The 20,746-nt window shown below is 58.3% G+C and carries 14 protein-coding genes and 1 pseudogene; 7 read left to right on the forward strand and 8 right to left on the reverse strand.

All coding sequences use genetic code 11. The annotated features are described in order from the left end of the window. Nucleotides 1-53 precede the first annotated feature (53 nt). Nucleotides 54-866, reverse strand: coding sequence for a biotin--[acetyl-CoA-carboxylase] ligase (locus B9Z44_RS07235; RefSeq protein ID WP_108402057.1), 813 nt, complete (start codon nt 864-866; stop codon nt 54-56). A gap of 5 nt (nt 867-871) precedes the next feature. Further along, a complete protein-coding gene (locus B9Z44_RS07240) occupies nt 872-1,477 on the reverse strand; it encodes an SET domain-containing protein (protein WP_108359454.1) in 606 nt (201 codons plus the stop codon). Nucleotides 1,478-1,587: 110 nt separating this feature from the next. Between B9Z44_RS07240 and B9Z44_RS07245 the strand changes: the two genes are divergently transcribed. The 3 genes from B9Z44_RS07245 to metW are packed head-to-tail and all read left to right on the forward strand — an operon-like array spanning nt 1,588 to nt 6,348. Beyond that, the gene (locus B9Z44_RS07245) at nt 1,588-4,536 is read left to right on the forward strand and encodes a DNA topoisomerase III (RefSeq protein ID WP_108402058.1); all 2,949 of its coding nucleotides are present in this window, start codon (nt 1,588-1,590) and stop codon (nt 4,534-4,536) included. Between the two features lie 16 nt (nt 4,537-4,552). Next, nucleotides 4,553-5,770 carry a homoserine O-succinyltransferase MetX gene (gene metX, locus B9Z44_RS07250; RefSeq protein ID WP_245912779.1) on the forward strand — a complete coding sequence of 406 codons (1,218 nt, stop codon included), beginning with the start codon at nt 4,553-4,555 and terminating at the stop codon, nt 5,768-5,770. Further along, entirely contained in the window at nt 5,767-6,348 is a 582-nt protein-coding gene (gene metW, locus B9Z44_RS07255; RefSeq protein WP_108402059.1) for a methionine biosynthesis protein MetW, read from the forward strand. The genes metX and metW overlap by 4 nt, the downstream gene beginning before the upstream one ends. An 82-nt stretch (nt 6,349-6,430) precedes the next feature. Here the strand turns inward: metW and B9Z44_RS07260 are convergent, their stop codons facing one another. Together B9Z44_RS07260 and B9Z44_RS07265 are read right to left on the reverse strand one after the other, a co-directional pair. Next, nucleotides 6,431-7,162 (reverse strand): 16S rRNA (uracil(1498)-N(3))-methyltransferase, encoded by a 732-nt coding sequence (locus B9Z44_RS07260; protein ID WP_108402060.1) that lies wholly within the window; start codon nt 7,160-7,162, stop codon nt 6,431-6,433. Between the two features lies 1 nt (nt 7,163). After that, the gene (locus tag B9Z44_RS07265; protein ID WP_108402061.1) at nt 7,164-8,285 is read right to left on the reverse strand and encodes an aminoglycoside phosphotransferase family protein; all 1,122 of its coding nucleotides are present in this window, start codon (nt 8,283-8,285) and stop codon (nt 7,164-7,166) included. A gap of 92 nt (nt 8,286-8,377) precedes the next feature. Between B9Z44_RS07265 and B9Z44_RS07270 the strand changes: the two genes are divergently transcribed. Genes B9Z44_RS07270 through rsmA form a run of 3 tightly spaced genes read left to right on the forward strand, consistent with a single transcriptional unit; the run spans nt 8,378 to nt 12,927 of the window. Further along, nucleotides 8,378-10,846, forward strand: coding sequence for an LPS-assembly protein LptD (locus B9Z44_RS07270; protein WP_233246905.1), 2,469 nt, complete (start codon nt 8,378-8,380; stop codon nt 10,844-10,846). Between the two features lie 8 nt (nt 10,847-10,854). Beyond that, nucleotides 10,855-12,156 (forward strand): peptidylprolyl isomerase, encoded by a 1,302-nt coding sequence (locus B9Z44_RS07275; protein ID WP_158268557.1) that lies wholly within the window; start codon nt 10,855-10,857, stop codon nt 12,154-12,156. 12 nt (nt 12,157-12,168) lie between these two features. Beyond that, entirely contained in the window at nt 12,169-12,927 is a 759-nt protein-coding gene (gene rsmA, locus B9Z44_RS07280) for a 16S rRNA (adenine(1518)-N(6)/adenine(1519)-N(6))-dimethyltransferase RsmA (protein WP_108402062.1), read from the forward strand. 252 nt (nt 12,928-13,179) lie between these two features. Here the strand turns inward: rsmA and B9Z44_RS07285 are convergent. The 4 genes and pseudogenes from B9Z44_RS07285 to B9Z44_RS07300 all read right to left on the reverse strand — a co-directional run. Beyond that, a pseudogene (locus B9Z44_RS07285) lies at nt 13,180-13,569 on the reverse strand (barstar family protein); the annotation flags it as partial. Nucleotides 13,570-13,717: 148 nt separating this feature from the next. Then, nucleotides 13,718-16,027, reverse strand: coding sequence for an NADP-dependent malic enzyme (locus B9Z44_RS07290; protein WP_108359462.1), 2,310 nt, complete (start codon nt 16,025-16,027; stop codon nt 13,718-13,720). Between the two features lie 199 nt (nt 16,028-16,226). Further along, complete coding sequence (locus tag B9Z44_RS07295) at nt 16,227-17,621, reverse strand: aminopeptidase P N-terminal domain-containing protein (protein ID WP_108359463.1); 1,395 nt, start codon at nt 17,619-17,621, stop codon at nt 16,227-16,229. Nucleotides 17,622-17,653: 32 nt separating this feature from the next. Then, on the reverse strand, nt 17,654-18,502 hold the full coding sequence (locus B9Z44_RS07300; RefSeq protein ID WP_108359464.1) for a nucleotidyltransferase family protein: 849 nt from the start codon (nt 18,500-18,502) through the stop codon (nt 17,654-17,656). Between the two features lie 126 nt (nt 18,503-18,628). On the opposite strand from B9Z44_RS07300, the gene tkt reads away from it, so the two are divergent. Continuing rightward, nucleotides 18,629-20,710, forward strand: coding sequence for a transketolase (gene tkt / locus B9Z44_RS07305; protein ID WP_108359465.1), 2,082 nt, complete (start codon nt 18,629-18,631; stop codon nt 20,708-20,710). Nucleotides 20,711-20,746 lie beyond the last annotated feature (36 nt).

Here is a 20,746-nt window from a genome sequence, read left to right on the forward strand (position 1 = left end):
ACCACCTTTGTTCTTTAAGTTGCGCCGAATTTGCGCGCATGAAGTTGTCCGCGTTAAACCGGCCGCACGCTCACCTCTGAGCTACTGATGGCCTCTTGGCCTTGTTCGGTGTCCACCAGCATCGCGCCAGCGGCGTCTACGCCCCTTGCCACGCCGTGACGACCATCGCTCAAAGTGACGTTCAAATTGCGTAATGCGTCACGGGCATTAAAGGCGTTTTGCAATGGCGCAAAGCCCGTGCGTTCAAACGCCAGCAAAGTGGCCAACAAAGGCCCGGCCACCCTCATCAAGGCCTCGGGTGCGGTGATGCCGTTTTGCAGGTCTTGCAGGCCCAATGGCGCGGTGGACAAGCCCTCGGCCACAGGCGGGGCGATGTTGATGCCCACACCGACTACGCAATAACGACCTTGCTCTCGTCCTTGGTCAGCGCTGTAACCCATACCTACGGGCAAGGCTGTTTCAATCAATATGCCCGCCAATTTGCCCCAGCCTGTCGCCGTCTGGGGGCGCTTCACCCACAAGTCGTTGGGCCACTTCAAGCGCACGCCCAGTTCACCCTGCGGATCTAGGCTGCGCGCCAACGACAAGCCGACCGCCAAAGACAGGCCCGACCAATCCGCGGGCTTGAGCATGAGGCCCAAGGAGAAGGTCAAGGCATGGCCCACTTCACCGTGCCACGGGCGACCTAGGCGGCCACGGCCTGCGGTTTGGGTTTCGGCCACCAACAGCACCGGTTCGGTTTGGCCTGCGCGTGCGCGGCGCATCAGCTCGGTGTTGGTGGAATCAATCGCTGGCAGCACCTCGACTGTGATGCCTGGTTGCTTGGCAACCAGGGCAAGCCAGAGGTCTTCAGCGGGCCAAATCATGAGGCTCAGCCTTTTTTAGATTTGGTTTTGTCGGCCTTCTTGTCCGACTTCTTTTTGTCACCTTTGGCTAGCTTGCTCTTTGGCTTGTCCGCCTTTTTCGCTTTGGGCTTTTCGTCCTTTGGAAATTCAGAGGTGGAAGACAACAAAGTGCCACGGCACTTCTTCGCGCCGCACCAGCAAGGGTATTCCAGCTTGAGCGCGGGCGTCATGGGCGCGTCGATCACCAAGCCATAGTCGTAGCTCAGCTCTTCACCGGCTTTGATGTCGCGTATCGCCCTAATGAAAATGCGACCGTCCACTTCGTCTGGTTCACAGCTGGGTTTGCACGAGTGGTTGATCCAACGCGAAGAGTTGCCGCCGTACAGCGCGTCAATCACGTGGGTCTCGTCGATGTGAAAGTAAAACGTGTGATTGGGGTCGGTGGGGTCGTGCGGATGGCGGCGCAGCGCCTCTTTCCAGCTGATGATCTCGCCCACGTACTCAATGATGGTCTCGCCTTTGGCGAAGTCTGTCAGTGCAAAAACCCCTTTGCCATGGACACCTGAGCGACGGGTTTGGATGCGACGGCCTTTGATGGGCGCGGGGGGTTGGGCGATAGATTTTTTGGACACTGAATTTTTCTGTTAACTTAAATACGTACGCATGTGCGTGCGCGCCCGTGGGCGCGCGTGCGCACGCGAGAGAAGCAAATTGTAGTGGTCAGTTTTTAAGGAACTTTGAAATGAGCAAAACCCTCGTGATTGCCGAAAAACCTTCGGTCGCGCAAGACATCGTGCGCGCACTCACGCCTGTGGCGGGGAAGTTCGAAAAACACGACGATCACTTTGAGAGCGACACCTATGTCGTCTCTAGTGCCGTGGGTCATTTGGTGGAAATCCAAGCACCCGAAGAATTCGACGTCAAACGCGGCAAATGGAGCTTTGCCAACCTGCCCGTCATCCCCCCCTTCTTCGACTTGAAGCCGGTGGAAAAAACCAAGACCCGTTTGAACGCGGTGGTGAAGCTGGCCAAACGCAAAGACGTGACCGCCCTCATCAACGCGTGTGACGCGGGCCGCGAAGGTGAATTGATTTTCCGTTTGATCGAGCAATACGCAGGCGGCAAAAAGCCCCTCGACAAACCCGTCAAACGCCTGTGGTTGCAGTCGATGACGCCGCAAGCGATTCGCGATGGTTTTGAATCTTTGCGCAGCGAAAAACAAATGCAAGGCTTGGCCGATGCCGCACGAAGCCGCTCGGAAGCCGACTGGCTGGTGGGCATCAACGGCACCCGAGCCTTGACCGCGTTCAACTCGCGCGAAGGTGGCTTCTTCTTGACCACCGTGGGCCGTGTGCAAACGCCCACGCTGTCTGTGGTGGTGGAGCGCGAAGAACAAATTCGCAAGTTCATCAGCCGCGACTACTGGGAAATTCACGCGTCATTCAAGGTTGAAGCAGGTGCCTACCCCGCCAAGTGGTTCAACCCCGAGCACAAAAAAGACGCCGAGAAAAAACACGACCGTGTGTGGAGCGAAGCCGAAGCTTTGGCCATCGCCGACGCTGTGCGCAACCAAATTGCCACCGTCACCGAAGAAAGCAAGCCCACCACCAAAGCCAGCCCCGGTTTGTTTGACTTGACCTCGCTGCAACGCGAAGCCAACGGCCGCTTTGGCTTCTCCGCCAAAACCACCTTGGCCTTGGCGCAAAGCTTGTACGAGCGCCACAAGGCGCTGACCTACCCACGTACCGATTCACGCCACTTGCCCGAAGACTATGTGGCCGTGGTGAAAGACACTTTCACCATGCTTGCTGATAGCGGCATGAAGCACTTAGAGCAACACGCCACCGTCGCGCTGAACAACAAGTACGTGCGCAAACTGCCCCGTGTGTTTGACAACAAAAAAGTCAGCGATCACTTTGCGATCATCCCGACCTTGCAAGCACCCAGCGGTTTGTCTGAAGCCGAGCAAAAGTTGTATGACTTGGTGGTGCGCCGCTTCATGGCGGTGTTCTTCCCCAGCGCCGAATACATGGTGACCACGCGCATCAGCACGGTCAAAGCTGCGGGCAAAGACCACGCCTTCCGCACCGAAGGCAAAGTGTTGGTCAACGCCGGTTGGATGGCCGTGTACGGCAAAGACGCCGCGCAAGAAGCCTCCGACAACGAAGAAGATGGCAAGACCCTCGTCGCCTTGAAAGCAGGCGAATCGGCCAAGAACGAGTCGGCCGACGCCAAAGGCCTGAAAACCCGCCCACCCGCACGCTACAGCGAAGCCACGTTGCTGGGCGCGATGGAAGGTGCTGGCAAGTTGGTGGAAGACGACGAGTTCCGCGAAGCCATGCAAGAAAAAGGCTTGGGCACACCAGCAACGCGCGCGGCCATCATCGAAGGCCTGCTCAACGAGAAATACCTCATCCGCGATGGCCGCGAGATGATTCCCACCGCCAAGGCTTTCCAGCTGTTCACGCTGCTGCGCGGTTTGGGCGTGGAAGAGCTGTCCAAGCCCGAACTCACTGGCGGCTGGGAACACAAACTCTCGCTCATGGAACACGGCCAACTGAGCCGCGAAGAGTTCATGCGCGAAATTGCCGAGATGACCGAGCACATCGTCAAGAAGGCCAAAGAGTTTGACCGCGACACCATCCCCGGTGACTACGCCACGCTCAAAACCCCATGCCCCAAGTGCGGCGGCGTGGTGAAAGAAAACTACCGTCGCTACGCTTGCGTGGGCAAAGACGGCAGCGCGTCTGACTCCGGCGAAAACGGCGCAGGCTGCGGTTTCTCTATCAGCAAAATTCCAGGCGGTCGCACCTTTGATGCGGCTGAAGTAGAAGCGTTTTTGACCAACAAAAAGATTGGCCCACTCGACGGCTTCCGCTCCAAAGCGGGCTGGCCGTTCACCGCCGAAATCGCGCTTAAGTACAGCGAAGAAGACCAAAACTGGAAACTCGAATTCGACTTTGGTGACGACGGCGCAGACTCGGGCGAAATCGTGGAATTCAGCGACGCAGCACCCTTGGGCAACTGCCCCAAGTGCGGCAGCCCAGTACACGAACACGGCAGCAACTATGTGTGTAGCAAGGCTGTGCCCACGCACGCGCAAGCCACACCCAGCTGTGACTTCAAGAGCGGCAAAATCATCTTGCAGCAACCGGTGGAACGCGAGCAAATGGCCAAGTTGTTGAGCGAAGGTAAAACCGATTTGCTCGATAAGTTTGTGTCCATGCGCACACGCCGTTCGTTCAAAGCGTTCTTGCAGTGGGACGCCGAAGCCGGCAAGGTGAACTTTGCGTTCGAACCACGCGTGAGCAAGTACCCGCCCAAAGGCGGCAAGACGCCCACGACCAACGCGCTCATCAAAGCCGCTGGCAAGAAAGTGCCCGCTAAAACCACCAAGGCTGCCAAAGCAAAAGCAGAAAAAGTGGCCAAACCCAAAGCACCACGCAAAGTCACCGCAGGCTATTTGCCCAGCGCTGACCTAGCCAACGTGATTGGTGCAGAAGCCGTGGCCCGCACCGAGGTGATTAAGAAGCTGTGGGACTACATCAAGGCCAATGGCTTGCAAGATGCCACCAACAAACGCGCCATCAACGCCGACGCCAAACTCAAACCCGTGTTTGGTAAAGACCAAGTGACCATGTTTGAACTGGCAGGCATTGCCGGCAAACACCTGCGACCCATTGGTGAGTAAAAAATAGAGTGACCGCATGACCGTCCACGCCAAACCCATGATTGCCACGCCGCAGGCGATGCACTTTGTAGAACCACTCGCGCTGCAGAGTGGCGCCAGTGTGCGCGACTACACCCTCGCCTATGAAACCTACGGCACGCTCAACGCCGACCGCTCCAACGCGGTGCTGGTGTGCCACGCCCTCAACGCCTCGCACCACGTCGCAGGCGTGTACGAAGGCCAAGACAAAAGCGAAGGCTGGTGGGACAACATGATTGGCCCAGGCAAGCCTGTGGACACCAACCACTTCTTCGTGATTGGCGTGAACAACCTCGGCTCTTGCTTTGGCTCCACCGGCCCCATGCACACCCACCCCGACACGGGCAAGGTGTACGGCGCGGACTTCCCCGTGGTCACCGTAGAGGACTGGGTGAACACCCAAGCCTTGTTGCTCGACCGTTTGGGCATCCAGCAACTCGCCGCTGTTTTAGGCGGCAGCTTGGGCGGCATGCAAGCCCTGAGCTGGACGCTGCAATACCCAGACCGCGTGCGTCATGCCGTGGTGGTGGCAAGTGCGCCCAACCTGACGGCGGAGAACATCGCCTTCAACGAAGTGGCGCGTCGCGCCATCGTGACCGACCCCGACTTTCATGGCGGTCATTTTTACCAACACGGCGTTGTGCCGCAGCGCGGTTTGCGTATCGCCCGTATGGTGGGCCACATCACGTATCTGAGCGACGATGTGATGAACGAGAAATTCGGCCGTGAACTGCGTGATGCTGTCGTTGGCAGTGCCACAGGCTACAAGTACTCCACCCAAGACGTGGAGTTTCAAATCGAAAGCTATCTGCGCTACCAAGGCGACAAGTTCAGCGAGTACTTTGACGCCAACACCTATTTGCTCATCACCCGCGCCCTCGATTACTTCGACCCCGCACGCACTTACGGCGGTGATTTGTCAGCTGCGTTTACGCGCACAGCGGCTAAATTTTTGCTGGTGAGCTTCACCACCGATTGGCGCTTCTCACCCGCACGCAGCCGCGAGATGGTGCAAGCCCTGCTCGACAACCAACGCGATGTGAGCTACGCCGAAATCGACGCGCCACATGGCCACGATGCGTTCTTGCTGGACGATGCCCGCTACATGAATGTGGTGCGCTCGTACTTTGCGCGCATCAGCGGCGAGTTGCCCGCGTGCAGTTCTAACAACGGCGTCCAGCCCGCCTTGGCCGCGCACACCGGAGGTGCAGCATGACCCACGACAACTTAGTGGCCATTGCCGCCCTCGTGCCCCAAGGCAGCCGCGTGCTTGACCTTGGCTGCGGCGACGGTGCATTGCTGGCCCACTTGCAGCAACACAAAGCCTGCACCGGCTATGGCGTAGAGCTTGATGACACCAATGTGCATGCCTGCGTGCAACGCGGTGTCAACGTGTTGCAGCTCAACCTTGATTTAGGCCTGAGCGTGTTTGCCGACCAGTCGTTTGACGTGGTGCTGCAAATCGACACCTTGCAACACTTGCGCAACGCCGAAACCATGTTGCGCGAAACTGCGCGTGTGGGCAAAACCGGTATCGTGGCTTTCCCCAACTTTGCACACTGGCCCAACCGCCTGAGCATTCTGCAGGGGCGCATGCCCGTGACCAAGCGCCTGCCCTACCAGTGGTACGACACGCCCAACATTCGCGTGGGCACGTTCAAGGACTTTGAAGTGTTGGCCGAGAAAAACGGTCTGCATGTGACCGATTCCTTTGGCTTGCAAAACGGCCAGCGTGTGGACACGTGGCCAAACCTCATGGCGGGGACAGCGGTGTTTAAATTTGAGCGTTCATAAACGCTTGGTGAGTTAACGGCTTAAGACAGACGCACCCACTGCCTTATGCGCAGCTAGGGCCGTCGCCTTTGGCTCACGCAGGCTATGCCAAAGTCAGCAGGGCCAATGCACCTAAAGCGGCCGTTTCAGCACGTAGCACCCGCTCGCCCAAGCTCAACGCCACGAAGCCCTTAGCTCGCGCAGCCGCATCTTCTGCATCGGTCAACCCGCCCTCTGGGCCATTGAGCAATACCCACGACTTGCTACTTGCCGCTGCGCCATCACGCAAGGCGTTCAAAGGCTGCGTGCTCGCATTCAACGACAACACGCCATGCACCACATCCGCCTGCGCCGTTTGACGCATCAGCCACGCATCTAAGCGCTCGGGCATGTCAATCACAGGCACGCGGTTGCGCCCGCACTGCTCGCTCGCGCTCGCCGCCACCGCTTGCCAATGGGCTTGTTTCTTTTCGGCGCGCTCGCCCGTCAGGCGAATCACGCTGCGCTCGGTCATCAAAGGAGTGATGCGGCGCACGCCCAACTCGGTGGCTTTTTCCACCAGCCAATCCATGCGCTCGTTGGCGGGCATGCCCACCGCGAGGTGCACTTGGCACACGGCTTCGCATTCCACGGCACGGTGCTCGCCCACGACCACGCGGACATCGCTGCGGCCCATGTGTTGCACTTCGGCGCTGAACTCGCCGCCCTCGCCGTTGAACAAAGTCAGTGTGTGGCCGGGCTGCATGCGCAGCACTTGCACATGGCGAGCGGCGGTGGGCGGCAGGTCGACCACTTGGCCAGCCACCAAGGGCAGGGGGCAGTAAAAGCGCGCCACCTTAGCCGCGCCCGTTCAAACGGGGAAAGGCCAAGCTGATAGCGGGCTCTGTGCCTTCAATCTTGTCGATCAAGCGCAGCAAGGGCGTGAGCTCGCTGTAGCGACTGGCTGTGGTGCGGATGTAGTTGATGAAACGCGGCGCATCGGCCAAGTACTTGGGCTTGCCGTCACGCAGGGTCAGACGCGCAAAGATGCCCGCCACTTTGAGATGACGTTGCAAGCCCATCCACTCCACGGCACGGTAAAACGCGCCGAAGTCGTTGTGCCAGCCGTCAAAGTCCATCAGGCCGAGTTTGCGGGCGCGTTCCCAGTAGCGGATGGTCACGTCCAACACCACGTCTTCTTCCCACGTCAAAAACGCGTCGCGCATGAGGCTGGCAATGTCGTAGGTCACAGGGCCATAGACGGCATCTTGAAAGTCGAGCACGCCCAAGCGTTGTTCAGCGGGGTCGTGCGGCATCATCAAATTGCGCGGCATGAAATCGCGGTGCACGTACACACTGGGCGCGGCCAAGTTGCGTTGCACGATGGTTTGGAAGGTTTTGTCCAGCATCTGGCGCTGGCTGCTGTCGATGTCTAGCTTGCGGTGTTGGGTGAGGTACCAATCGGGAAACAGTGACAGTTCGCGCTGCAACAAGGCCTCGTCATAGACAGGCAACACGCCGGGGCGGCTGCTTTGTTGCAAGGTCAACAGCGCATCAACGGCGCGCATGTACAGGCCGTGGTTGGCTTGTGGGTCGTCACGGTTGATCACGTCCATCATGGTTTGCGAGCCAATGTCGTCCAGCAACATGAAGCCCTGCGGCTCGTCCCACGCCAAGATGCGGGGGGCATAGAGGCCCGCGTCCAGCATCAGGCGGGCAATGCGCACAAAGGGTTCACAGTTTTCTTTGTCGGGCGGGGCGTCCATGACGATGCACGAGCCATTGGCCGTATCGACACGGAAATAGCGCCTAAAGCTGGCATCTGCCGAGGCGGCACGCACGGAGGCGGGCAGCACGCCGTGGGCGCTGGCTTGGGCGTCTAGCCACTGGTGGAAGGCCACTTGGCGCTCGGGCTGGGCCCATTCGATTGGCGCGTGGAGGGATGTGCCCGAAGGCTGGGAAATAGAGGGTGTGCTCATGGATAATCTAAATTCTACAAACGGTCCTCGGCGCCCCGACTTTTCGGGCACGCTGCTCAAGGGGTCGCTTCATTGAAGGTTTTCCCGTTTTCATGCTGTTGCCTGATTTTCACCGCCAAATTCGCGCCCTGTCGTGGCTGGTGATGGGCATGTTCGCCGGTCACGCCAGCGTGCAGGCACAAACGGCCGATGCACCGTCGCTGGTTTTGAAGCCGAGCAGCTTGCTGCAAGAAGCTCTGTCGCCTGAAACACGCCGCCAATTGCCCACCTTTTTACAGAGCGACACGCTCAATGAGCGAACCAGCCAACAAACTGTGCTCGAAGGCCAAGTGGTGTTGCGTCGGGGCGAGCTTTTGCTCAAAGCCGACAAAATTGATTACGACCAGGTCAACGACCTCGCCCAAGCGCGTGGCCATGTGTACATCAACCAGTCGGGCAACGTGTACCAAGGTCCAGCGCTTGATTTGCATTTGGATGCGTTCGAAGGGTTCTTCACGCAACCCAACTACCGCCTGTTAAAAAACAACGCCTACGGCAACGCCGACCGCATTGATTTTGTGGACCCTGCCCACACCGTCATGCACAACGCCAGTTTCACCACCTGTCAACGCAAGCCCGGGCCAGGCTGGATGCCAGACTGGTTCTTCAAAGGCGACAAAATTTCCATCGACAGCGATCGCAATGTGGGTTTGGTGGAAGGCGCATCGGTTCGCTTCAAAGGTGTCCCCATCTTGCCAGTGCCAGAGGTTGAGTTTCCGCTGAACGACGAACGCAAATCGGGCCTGCTACCGCCCAGCATTGGCATCGACAACATTGGCGGTTTGGAATACACCCAACCGTACTATTGGAACCTGGCGCCCAACCGCGACATGACCTTGACCCCGACGTACTGGAGCAAACGCGGCATCAACTTAGGCACCGAGTTCCGCTACATGGAAAGCGCGGCACCACAGCCTCCGTTCCAAGGCATCATGCGCTTTGACTACATGGAGAAAGACCAGATTCGCAACGATTCGCGCCGCTGGAGCATGAATTACGCGCACACGGGCCTGCTGAACCCCTACTTTGCAGGCGGTGGTCTGGGCATGAACCTGAACATCAACCGCGTGAGCGACGACGATTATTGGAAAGACTTTTCGGTCAGCAGTGGCGTCGGCATTCAACGCTTGTTGTCCAGTGACGCAGGCCTCACTTGGACCGATGGTTTTGTCAGCACAGGCATACGCGCTCAAAAATGGCAAACGCTGCAAGACTTGGCCAACGTGAACAACCGCATCACGCCACCGTTTGATCGTTTGCCCCAGGTCACAGCGCGGCTACAAAAATTCAACGTCACGGGCGGCTTCGATTTCAGCGTCGACGGTGATTTGACGCGTTTTTCATCTGTCCGCGATATCGACTGTGCCGCCGCTACGGCCAACGGCACCAGCAAGTCGTTTTACAACTGCGCCCCCAATGCCGATCGCGCCGTGTCCTGGGTTCAACTGAGCCGCCCCTTTGTGTCGCCTTATGGCTATGTCACACCCAAAGTGCAATTGCATGGCCGCAACTACCAGTTTGATGGCGGCCTTCCCAACACCTCGTTTTACGACGGCCACCAAGGCCAAACCAGCGCCAGCGTGACGGTGCCAACCTTCAGCTTAGATGCGGGCATGGCCTTTGAGCGCAACAAGCGTTTGTTCAGCCGCAACTGGATACAAACCCTAGAGCCTCGCGTGTTTTATGTGCACACGCCTTACCGCAACCAAAACTACTTGCCGAACTACGACTCGGGCAGCAACGCCTTCAACTTCGCCAGCATCTTCACTGAGAACGCCTTTGGTGGGCATGACCGCATTTCAGACAGCAAGCTGCTCACTTTGGGCGCCACGTCACGCTTCATTGATCCTGAAACAGGCGCCGAAGGCGCACGCTTTGGTGTAGCCCAACGCTTGCGCATGCAAGAGCAACTGGTCACGCTGCCAGATGACCCAACCGCCAAGGCAGGTATCAGCGACATCTTGGCCGGCGCAACCCTGAACCTGTCGCGCGCTTGGGCGCTGGACTCCACCGTGCAGTACAACCCCAAAACCAGCAACTTCATGCGCCGAGTGGTTGGTGGACGCTACAACCCCGGCTCTTACCGCGTCATCAATGCCGCCTTGCGAACCGAAAACGACGAGTCTGCCAACCCCGTGTCCAAACAGTTAGACGTGGGCTGGCAATGGCCGTTGCACGACCTGTGGGGCGGCGCAGACGGCGACGATGGCCAAGGCCGCGGCTTGGGCGAAGGCCGTTGGTACAGCGTGGCACGTGTGAACTACGACATGCTGAACAAGAAGGCGGTCGAGTCCGTCATTGGCTTCGAATACGATGCGGGCTGTTGGCTCAGCCGCACCGTGATTGAACGTTTGCAAATTACCGACGGTTTGGCCCGTCAACGCATCTTGTTCCAACTTGAGTTTGTGGGCCTGTCGCGCGTGGGCACAAACGCACTGGGCTCGCTGCGCAACAACGTGCCGCGTTACCAACCCCTGCGCCAACCGACCATGAACCCTAGCCGTTTTGGCAATTACGATTGACGATGACCATGTTCTTTTCAAAACCCCGTTCTTACCTTGTGTGGGCCTTGATGGCGTGGACAGTGTCTGTCGCAGCGCAAAGCGCCGTCAATGGTCGCGACTTCATTGTGGCCGTCGTCGACTCGGTGCCCATCACCAACCACGACGTGGCCTTGCGCGCGCCGCAGTTGCGCGACCAGCTCAAGCAACAGGGTCGCCCCGTTCCCGAAGGGGACGCGCTGCTCAAAGCCGCTTTGGAGCGTTTGATTGTTGAAAAAGCCTTGCTGCAACACGCCAAAGAAGCAGGCGTCACTGTTGAAGACGAGGCGGTGACGCAAGCCGAGCAACGCTTGGCTGCGCAAAGCCAACTCAGCGTAGATGCCCTGCATAAAAAAGTAAAAGCCGAAGGCTCCAGCGTGGCGCGTTTGCGTCAAAACCTGCTTGAACAACTCACCCTGCAGCGCCTGACCGAGCGCAATGTCCCCAGCCGAATTCGTGTCAGCGATGTGGAGATTGACCAAGCGATTCGCGAGCGTCAAAACGCCAGCGTGGGCACCAACCCCGACATTGAACTTGGCCACGTCTTGGTTGCCATTCCAGAAAAAGCCAGCGACGCAGAAGTGGCCGCGCTTCAAACCAAAGCCCAAACCGCATTGGCACACGTCAAGCGCGGCGATGACTTGGCGCGTGTTGCCAAAGAATTTTCTGACGGTGCGGAGCGCGACAAAGGCGGCTTGATGGGCTTGCGCGCTGCCAGCCGTTACCCAACGCTGTTTGTGGATGCCATCAAAAATATGAACGTGGGCGATGCAACGCTTGTGCGTTCAGGTGCCGGCTTTCATGTGTTGAAGGTGGTCACCAAACGTGCCAGCAGTGTGATCACCGTGACACAAACCCACCCCCGCCACATCTTGCTGCGCCCAGGCGGCCAGCTCAGCCAAACCACGGCACGTGCGCAGTTGGCTGAATACAAACGCCAAATCGAAGCGGGCAAAGCCGACTTTGCCAAACTTGCCCGTGAACACTCGCAAGACGGCAGCGGCCCAGAAGGCGGCGACTTGGGCTGGGTCTCGCCAGGCATGTTTGTGCCTGAGTTTGAAGAGGTCATGAACAAACTGCAACCCGGCCAAATGGCTGATCCCACCATCTCGCGCTTTGGTGTGCATCTGATTCAAGTGCTGGAGCGCCGTGAAGCCCCCATCAGCGAACGCGAGCTGCGTGACATGGCGCGCAACAACCTGCGCGAGAAAAAGTTTGATGAAACCTACCAGTTGTGGGCACAAGAAGTACGTGGCCGCGCCTATGTGGAATACCGCGACGCACCGCAATAAACAGAGCCCACTTTGAAACACATTGCACGCAAGCGCTTCGGCCAACACTTCTTAACCGACGGTGCCATCATTGAAGGCATCGTGGATGCCATCAACCCGCAAGCGGGCGACCCCATGGTCGAAATTGGCCCGGGTCTGGCCGCCTTGACACAACCTTTGGTGGAGCGCTTGGGTCAACTCAACGTCATTGAGCTGGACCGCGATTTGGCCGTGCGCCTGCGCGAGCATCCGCACCTGAACGTGATTGAGTCCGACGTGCTGCGCGTGAACTTCACCCAATTGGCCGCTGATTTGAAGGCGCCCAAACTGCGCGTGGTGGGCAACCTGCCGTACAACATCTCGTCGCCTATTCTGTTCCACCTGCTTGAACACGTGGCCGTGGTGCAAGACCAGCACTTCATGCTGCAAAAAGAAGTGATTGACCGCATGGTCGCCACGCCCAGCAGCGGCGACTACAGCCGGCTGAGTGTGATGCTGCAATGGCGTTACGACATGGAAAACGTGTTGTTTGTGCCGCCTGAATCGTTTGACCCGCCCCCGCGCGTAGACAGCGCGGTGGTGCGCATGGTGCCGTTGGCTGAGCCGCCTCAAATCAACGTCAAGTTGATGGAGGAAATGGTGAAAACAGCTTTTAGCCAGCGCCGCAAACTGTTGCGTCACACCTTAGGTCGCTGGCTAGAGGCGCGCAACTTTGCGGGGCAATTTGATGTGCAGCGCCGTGCGGAAGAAGTGCCGGTGGCTGAATATGTGGCGTTGGTGCAGCGTCTGTAAAGACCGAAGCGCCAACAAAAAACCCGTCAGCAGTCACCTGCGACGGGTTTTGTTTTTGGTGCCGCCTGAAAGGCGGCCTGCCAATTAAGCCGCTGTTTGCCAGTAGCCTGCGTTGAAGGGGCTGCTCATGCGCAAAGCCATGGGCGACACGTCTACCAACTTGTCGGTTGGCATTTTTTCGCCCTCTTCCAACAACTCGATGCCTTCGGGCGATACGCCTGCTTTTTCAGCTGAAGGTGCGCGCGCCACAGAGAACGAGTAGAAGCAGCGGAACGCCACTTTGCGGTCAGACCAGTAATCAGCGGCTTCGCGGAAGATGTCCAACAGCTGTTCGCGGGCTTCTTTGTCGAATTTGGCGTGGGCAGGAATGTGCTCCAACACCAAGATAAAGCCAGGCTGTGGGCCAGACTTGTGCAGAGGATCGGTCATGCCGTCATACAAAGAATCAAAGTTTTTGCTGGCGGAAGCCGACAGATTGAATTCTTTAGAGATGATGTCCAAGATGTCTTGCTTGCTTTGGGCTTGAGCCAAATTGACATACAGAAAGTGGTGGCCCAGGCCTTGGGCGGCCTCTTGCAAGTCAGGCACGCGGAATGCGCGGATGGACTGGACGATATTTGTTTTGACGGTACGCAATGGCATAAGTATTCGTTTCGTGTTCGGGTTAACCCGAAAATTGGAAGCGCAAGTGTCTTCGAATTGAAACAAAAAAGCAAGGGCCCACCCATTACTGGGGGGCCCTTAAAGGGTTATTTAACCTAAAAAGCTTAATTTAGGCTAGGGAAAACGCTTAACGCACCGCGCTGGCATCCGCCACGGTCAAGGCCGTCATGTTGACGATGCGACGCACGGTGGTGCTCGCGGTCAAGATGTGCACAGGTTTGGCAGCACCCAACAACACGGGGCCAATGGCAATGTTGCCGCCAGCCGCTGTTTTCAGCAGGTTGTAGGCAATGTTGGCGGAGTCCAAATTGGGCAACACCAACAAATTGGCATCGCCAATCAAAGAGCTGTCAGGCATTTGAGCTTCGCGGACATGGCCATCCAAGGCCACGTCACCGTGCATCTCTCCATCAATTTCAAGCCAAGGTGCCTTTTTCTTAACCAAGCCCAAGGTTTCGCGCATTTTGAGGGCTGAGGGCTGATCGCTGCTGCCGAAGTTGGAGTGCGACAGCAAAGCGGCTTTGGGCTGAATACCAAAGCGACGCATTTCTTCAGCCGCCATCACCGTGATTTCAGCCAACTGCTCAGCCGTGGGGTCGTAGTTGATGTGCGTGTCGACCAAAAACACTTGGCGGTCAGGCAACAACAAACCGTTCATGGCGGCGTAGGTGCTCACGCCTTTGCGGTGGCCAATCACTTGGTCCACATAGTTCAGATGGGTCAGCGGTGTGCTCCACGTGCCGCAAATCAGGCCGTCTACCTCGCCTTTGTGCAACATCATGGTGCCAATCAACGACAAACGGCGACGCATGTCGATTTTGGCCAACTGCTCGGTCACGCCTTTGCGAGCCGTCATCTTGTAATAGGTTTGCCAGAAATCGCGGTAGCGGTGGTCTTGCTCGACGTTGACCACGTCATAGTCCACGCCTTCTTTCAGGCGCAAGCCGAATTTCTCAATGCGCTGGGCAATCACGGCTGGGCGGCCAATCAAGGTGGGCTTGGCCAAACGCTCGTCCACCACGATTTGCACAGCGCGCAACACGCGTTCTTCTTCGCCCTCGGCATAGCACACGCGCTTTTTGGTGGCGCGTTTGGCAGCGGCATAGATGGGCTTCATGATGGAGCCAGAGGCATACACAAAGCCTTGCAGCTTCTCAATGTAGGCTTCCATGTCTTTGATGGGGCGCGTGGCCACACCACTGTCTGCAGCCGCTTTGGCCACGGCAGGCGCGATCTTCATCATCAAGCGTGGGTCGAACGGCTTGGGGATGAGGTACTCAGGGCCAAAGGCCAAGGTCTCGCCCGCATAAGCCGCCGCCACCACTTCGCTTTGCTCGGCTTGCGCCAGCTCAGCAATGGCGTACACCGCGGCAATTTCCATCTCGTCGGTGATGGTGGACGCACCCGCATCCAAGGCACCACGGAAGATGTAGGGGAAGCACAGCACGTTGTTCACTTGGTTGTGATAGTCGCTGCGACCCGTGGCGATGATGGCGTCGTCGCGCACCGCCTTCACTTCTTCAGGCGTGATTTCAGGGTTCGGGTTGGCCAAGGCCATGATGATGGGCTTAGACGCCATCTTCTTGACCATCTCTGGCTTCAACACGCCACCTGCGGAGAGGCCCAAGAACACGTCCGCGCCTTCGATGATGTCGCTCAAAGTGCGCGCATCGGTTTTTTGGGCGAATTGGATCTTGTCTTCGTCCATCAGCTCGGTACGGCCTTCATAGACCACACCGGCCAAGTCAGTGACATAAATGTTTTTGCGTGGCATACCCATCTTGAGCAGCAAGCCCAAGCAAGCCAAAGCCGCAGCACCCGCACCCGAGGTGACGAGCTTGACGGTTTTGATGTCTTTGCCAGCCACCTTGAGGCCGTTCAAAATGGCGGCGCCCACGGTGATGGCGGTGCCGTGTTGGTCATCGTGGAAAACTGGGATTTTCATGCGCTCGCGCAACTTGCGCTCGACGTAGAAGCAGTCGGGCGCCTTGATGTCTTCGAGGTTGATACCGCCAAACGTGGGTTCCAGCGACGCAATGATGTCGACCAACTTGTCGAGGTTTTTCTCGTCAATTTCCAAGTCGAACACATCGATGCCGGCAAACTTCTTGAACAGAACGCCCTTGCCTTCCATCACTGGCTTAGATGCCAGTGGGCCGATGTCACCCAAGCCCAACACGGCGGTGCCGTTGGTGATCACGGCCACCAAGTTGCCGCGGCTGGTGTACTTGAAGGCGTTGTTGGGGTCTTTGACGATTTCTTCGCAAGGTGCGGCCACGCCAGGCGAATAAGCCAGGGCCAAATCGTGTTGGTTGACCAGCTGCTTGGTGGCGTGAATCGCCACTTTGCCTGGGGTGGGGAACTCGTGGTATTCGAGCGCGGCGCGGCGCAGTTCGGCACGTGCCTCGGCGCTGTTGTGAGAGTGGTTGGAACCCATAGAAATCTCCTTGTTATGCAAAAGGCGGCTGTGCTTTGCAAAAGCACACCGCCTTGGCTTGTGATTTCATTTTAGGCCTGTGACTAAGGCGCTTTATGCGTGGATGTGCTTACACAAGTGGCAATGGTTTTTACTTATTCGCAAAAGCAAACTTAAGCGGTCAGTTGTTTTGTTTGCCTTGGCCGCCACGCCAAAGAAATTAGCCGCGCATCAACGCTTCAATTTCAGAAGCAATCACAGGCACACCACGCGTGATGAGTTCGCAGCCATCAGCTGTCACGATGGCATCGTCCTCAATGCGAATGCCGATGTTCCAAAACGCCTCTGGCACATCGTCGGCAGGTCGCACATAGAGACCCGGTTCGATGGTGAGCACCATGCCCTCGCGCAAGATGCGACTGGGTCGGTTGACGATGGTCTCGCCTGACAGCGGGTCTTTGCGCTCGCTGGTTTGGCCCAGTTCAGACGGCTCCACGTAGCTTCCGCAGTCGTGCACATCCATGCCCAACCAGTGGCTGGTGCGGTGCATGTAAAACGGAAAGTACGCACGCTTTTCAATCACGTCTTGCGCGGTGCCGTGCTTGGCTTTGCTCAGCAGCCCGAGATCCAACAAACCCTGAGCCAACACTTGAACGGTCGCATCGTGCGGGTCGGTAAAACGTGCGCCCACTTTGGTGGCAGTCACGGCCGCGTCTTGGCTGGCGAGCACCAAGTTGTAGAGGTCGCGCTGCGGGCCTGTGAATTTGCCATTGGCAGGGAAGGTGCGGGTGATGTCGGAGGCATAGCCATCTAATTCGCAACCTGCATCAATCAACACCAACTCGCCTTCGCGCACAGGCGCGGCGTCGGCGCGGTAGTGCAACACGCAGGCATTGGCGCCCGCGGCCACGATGGAGGTGTAGGCAGGAAACTGTGAGCCGTGCATGCGGAACTCATGCAGCAACTCGGCGTCCAAGTGGTACTCGCGCACGTCTTGGCCCGCACGCAACATGCGCACGCTGGTTTGCATGGCACGGATATGGGCGCGAGAGCTGATAGCGCTGGCACGGCGCATCACGTCTTGCTCGTACGCGTCTTTGACAAGGCGCATTTCGTCGAGTGGGCCGCAGGCATCACGCTGTTGCGCGGGGCATTGCGCGCCAAAGCGCACACGGGCGCGCACGGCATTGAGCCAACCGTCCACACGGGTTTCCAAACCTTTGTGCGTAGCAAACGGATACCAAACCGTGTGTTGGTTCTCCAGCAATTTAGGCAGCTGTTTGTCCAGCTCGGCCACTGACACAGCGGCACTCACGCACAGCGAGGCAACGGCGGCATCTGGCCCCAAACGGTAACCGTCCCAAATTTCGCGCTCCAAGTCTTTGGGTTGGCAAAACAACGTGCTGCGCCCCGTGGCGTCGAGCACCAGCCAAGCGTTGGGTTCGGTGAAGCCCGTCAGGTAATAAAAGTAGCTGTCGTGGCGGTACGGAAAATCGCTGTCGCGGTTACGCGCGTGCTCGGGGGCCGTGGGGATGATGGCCACGCCACCGTCGCCCAACTGTGCAGCCAAGCGGGCGCGGCGAGCGGCGTAAAGAGAAGCAGAGGCTTGGGTCATGGCGCGTTCAGTTTTAAAGTGATGTTGACGTGTCAGCTGACAGATGCAGCGTTCAACGCTGCCAATCGCTCGGGCGTGCCCACATCGGTCCACGCGCCACTGAAGAGCGACGCACTTACCGCTCCATTGTCCATGGCGGCACGCAACATGGCGGCCAGTGGGGCTTTCACGCCTTCCGGATTTCCTGCGGGGATAGGACACCAAGCCGCTTCGAAGAAAGCACGCTTGTAAAGCGCGATGGTGCTGAAGGTGTAGCGCGGTATCTCTTGGCGTGCTGCAGCAGCGGCAACAACAGGCGCATCAGCGGTTGTTGCGACAGCTAACTTCGGCAAATTCAAAGCCAAGCCCTCGGCAGACAAACCAAAGTCGCCGCCTAGGTTGTGTTCGGGATTAGGGACCAGCCAAATGTGAGCGAGTTGAGGGCTGGCTGTGAAGCGCGCATAGGCCTCAGGCGCAAACACAAAGTCTGGGGCAAACACATCGCCCGCCGCCACCCAAAACACATCTGCCAACTGGGGCAAGGCACGGGCAATGCCACCTGCTGTTTCCAATGCGCCGCCAAAGTCCACGCCTTCTTGCGAATATTGGAGATGCATGGGCGCAAGGCCGTTGGTGTCAAACACATCACCAAAGTGCTGAGGAATTTGCTCGCCCAGCCAAGCCGTGTTGATGACCAAGTTTTCTACGCCGCCGCGCTGCAGGCCTTGCATGGCCCATTGCATCAGGGGTTGGCCGCGCACGGGCAGTAGCGGCTTAGGCGTGGCATCGGTGAGGGGACGCATGCGCTCACCGCGGCCTGCTGCCAAAAGTAGGCCCGTGGCAAGGCCTGACGCAGAGCCAACAGGCGAAGTTGAAGGGGCTGAAATGAGGTGTTTTGTCATCACGCCGCAGTGTAGCCAGCCCTGCCGCTGGGTATTTATGAAACATCTGTCACGCGTGGTCAGCCAGCGGTAGGCAGGCTCGCTAAAATCGTGGTTTTCCCTCACACCCCACCGGAGCCGCCTGACATGGCAAACACCCAACAAATGGCCAGCGCAATTCGCGCCTTGGCAATGGACGCTGTACAACAAGCCAACTCAGGACACCCCGGCGCGCCCATGGGCATGGCCGATATGGCTGTCGCTTTGTGGGGCGACCACCTGCGTCACAACCCCAAGAACCCCCATTGGTTGAACCGCGACCGCTTTGTGTTGTCCAACGGCCACGGCTCGATGTTGATTTACGCGTTGCTGCACCTCACCGGTTATGACTTGCCCATGGACGAGTTGAAAAACTTCCGCGTATTGCACAGCAAAACCGCCGGCCACCCCGAAGTAGGCGTGACCCCTGGCATCGAGACAACGACCGGCCCATTGGGCCAAGGCATCACCAACGCGGTGGGCATGGCGCTGGCTGAAAAGCTGTTGGCGTCTGAGTTCAACCGCGAAGGGCACGACATCGTCGACCACCACACCTACGCCTTCATGGGCGACGGTTGTTTGATGGAAGGCATCAGCCACGAAGCGTGCTCATTGGCAGGCGCTTGGAAGCTGAACAAACTCATCGCCTTGTACGACGACAACGGCATTTCCATCGACGGCCAAGTGGCCCCTTGGTTCGCTGACAACACACCTGAGCGCTTCAAGTCTTACGGCTGGCAAGTCATTGGCCCCATCGACGGCCACGACGCCGCTGTGGTGAGCCAAGCGATTGCCAGCGCCAAGCTGAGTACGACCAAGCCCACCTTGATCGTGTGCAAAACCAGCATCGGCAAAGGCAGCCCCAACCGCGCTGACACGGCCAAAGCCCACGGCGAGCCCTTGGGCGCCGACGAAATCGCCTTGACCCGCGCCGCCATCGGCTGGAACCACGCGCCCTTCGAAATGCCCAAAGAGGTGTACGCCGACTGGAACGCTGCTGCCAAAGGCAAGGCCCAAGAAGCCGAGTGGAAAACCGCTTTCGCCGCTTACAAAGCCGCGCACCCCGCCTTGGCCAAAGAACTGCTGCGCCGCATGGCCGGCGAGTTGCCCAAAAACTTTGCACAAACCGTGGTCGACACCGTCATCGGCGCCCACACCAAAGCCGAAACCGTGGCCAGCCGCAAGGCCAGCCAATTGGCCTTGGAAGCCTTCACCGCCGCCTTGCCCGAGCTCTTGGGTGGCAGCGCTGACTTGACCGGCTCCAACCTGACCAACACCAAATCCACCCCCAACCTGCGCTTTGACTTGGCAGGCAACGTGGTGAAGAACGAAGCAGGCCAAGGCGGCCGTCACATCAACTACGGCGTGCGCGAATTCGGAATGGCCGCCATCATGAACGGCGTGGCTTTGCACGGCGGCTTCATCCCTTACGGCGGCACGTTCCTGACCTTCAGCGACTACTCGCGCAACGCCATCCGCATGGCCGCGCTGATGAAGCAACGCATCATCCATGTGTTCACCCACGACTCCATCGGTTTGGGCGAAGACGGCCCTACACACCAGTCCATCGAACACGCAGCGTCATTGCGCTTGATTCCTAACCTCGACGTGTGGCGTCCCGCTGACACGGCTGAAACCGCCGTGGCTTGGGCCGTGGCGTTGCAAAACAAAAACAAGCCCACCGCGTTGTTGTTGAGCCGCCAAAACCTGCCTTACTTGCCCAAGGGCGACGTGGTGGCCACCAAAACCACCGAAGCTGCTGGCGATATCTCTGGCCTCGACGCCATCAACAAAGGTGCTTACGTGCTGGCCGAGCCAAGCGAAGTCGGCATCAAGAAAAAGGCACAAGCGATCATCTTGGCCACCGGCTCTGAAGTGCAACTGGCCATGAAAGCGCAAGCTTTGCTGGCCGAGCGCAAGATTGCCGTGCGCGTGGTGTCTGTGCCCAGCACCACCACCTTTGACCGTCAAAGCGCCGCTTACAAATCAGCCGTCCTGCCCTCAGGCGTGCCGCGCATTGCGGTGGAAATGGGCTCGACCGACGGTTGGTGGAAATACGGCGTGTCCGCCGTGGTCGGCATCGACACCTACGGCGAGTCTGCACCTGCACCCGTTTTGTTCAAACACTTCGGTTTCACGCCTGAAAACGTGGCCGACACGGTTCAAGCCGCGCTGCAAAAGCAGGCTTAAACCACCTAGGTTTTTAACTTTCTCCTGAGGCATTCA

The organism is Limnohabitans curvus (assembly GCF_003063475.1).
Taxonomy (GTDB): Bacteria; Pseudomonadota; Gammaproteobacteria; order Burkholderiales; family Burkholderiaceae_C; genus Limnohabitans; species Limnohabitans curvus.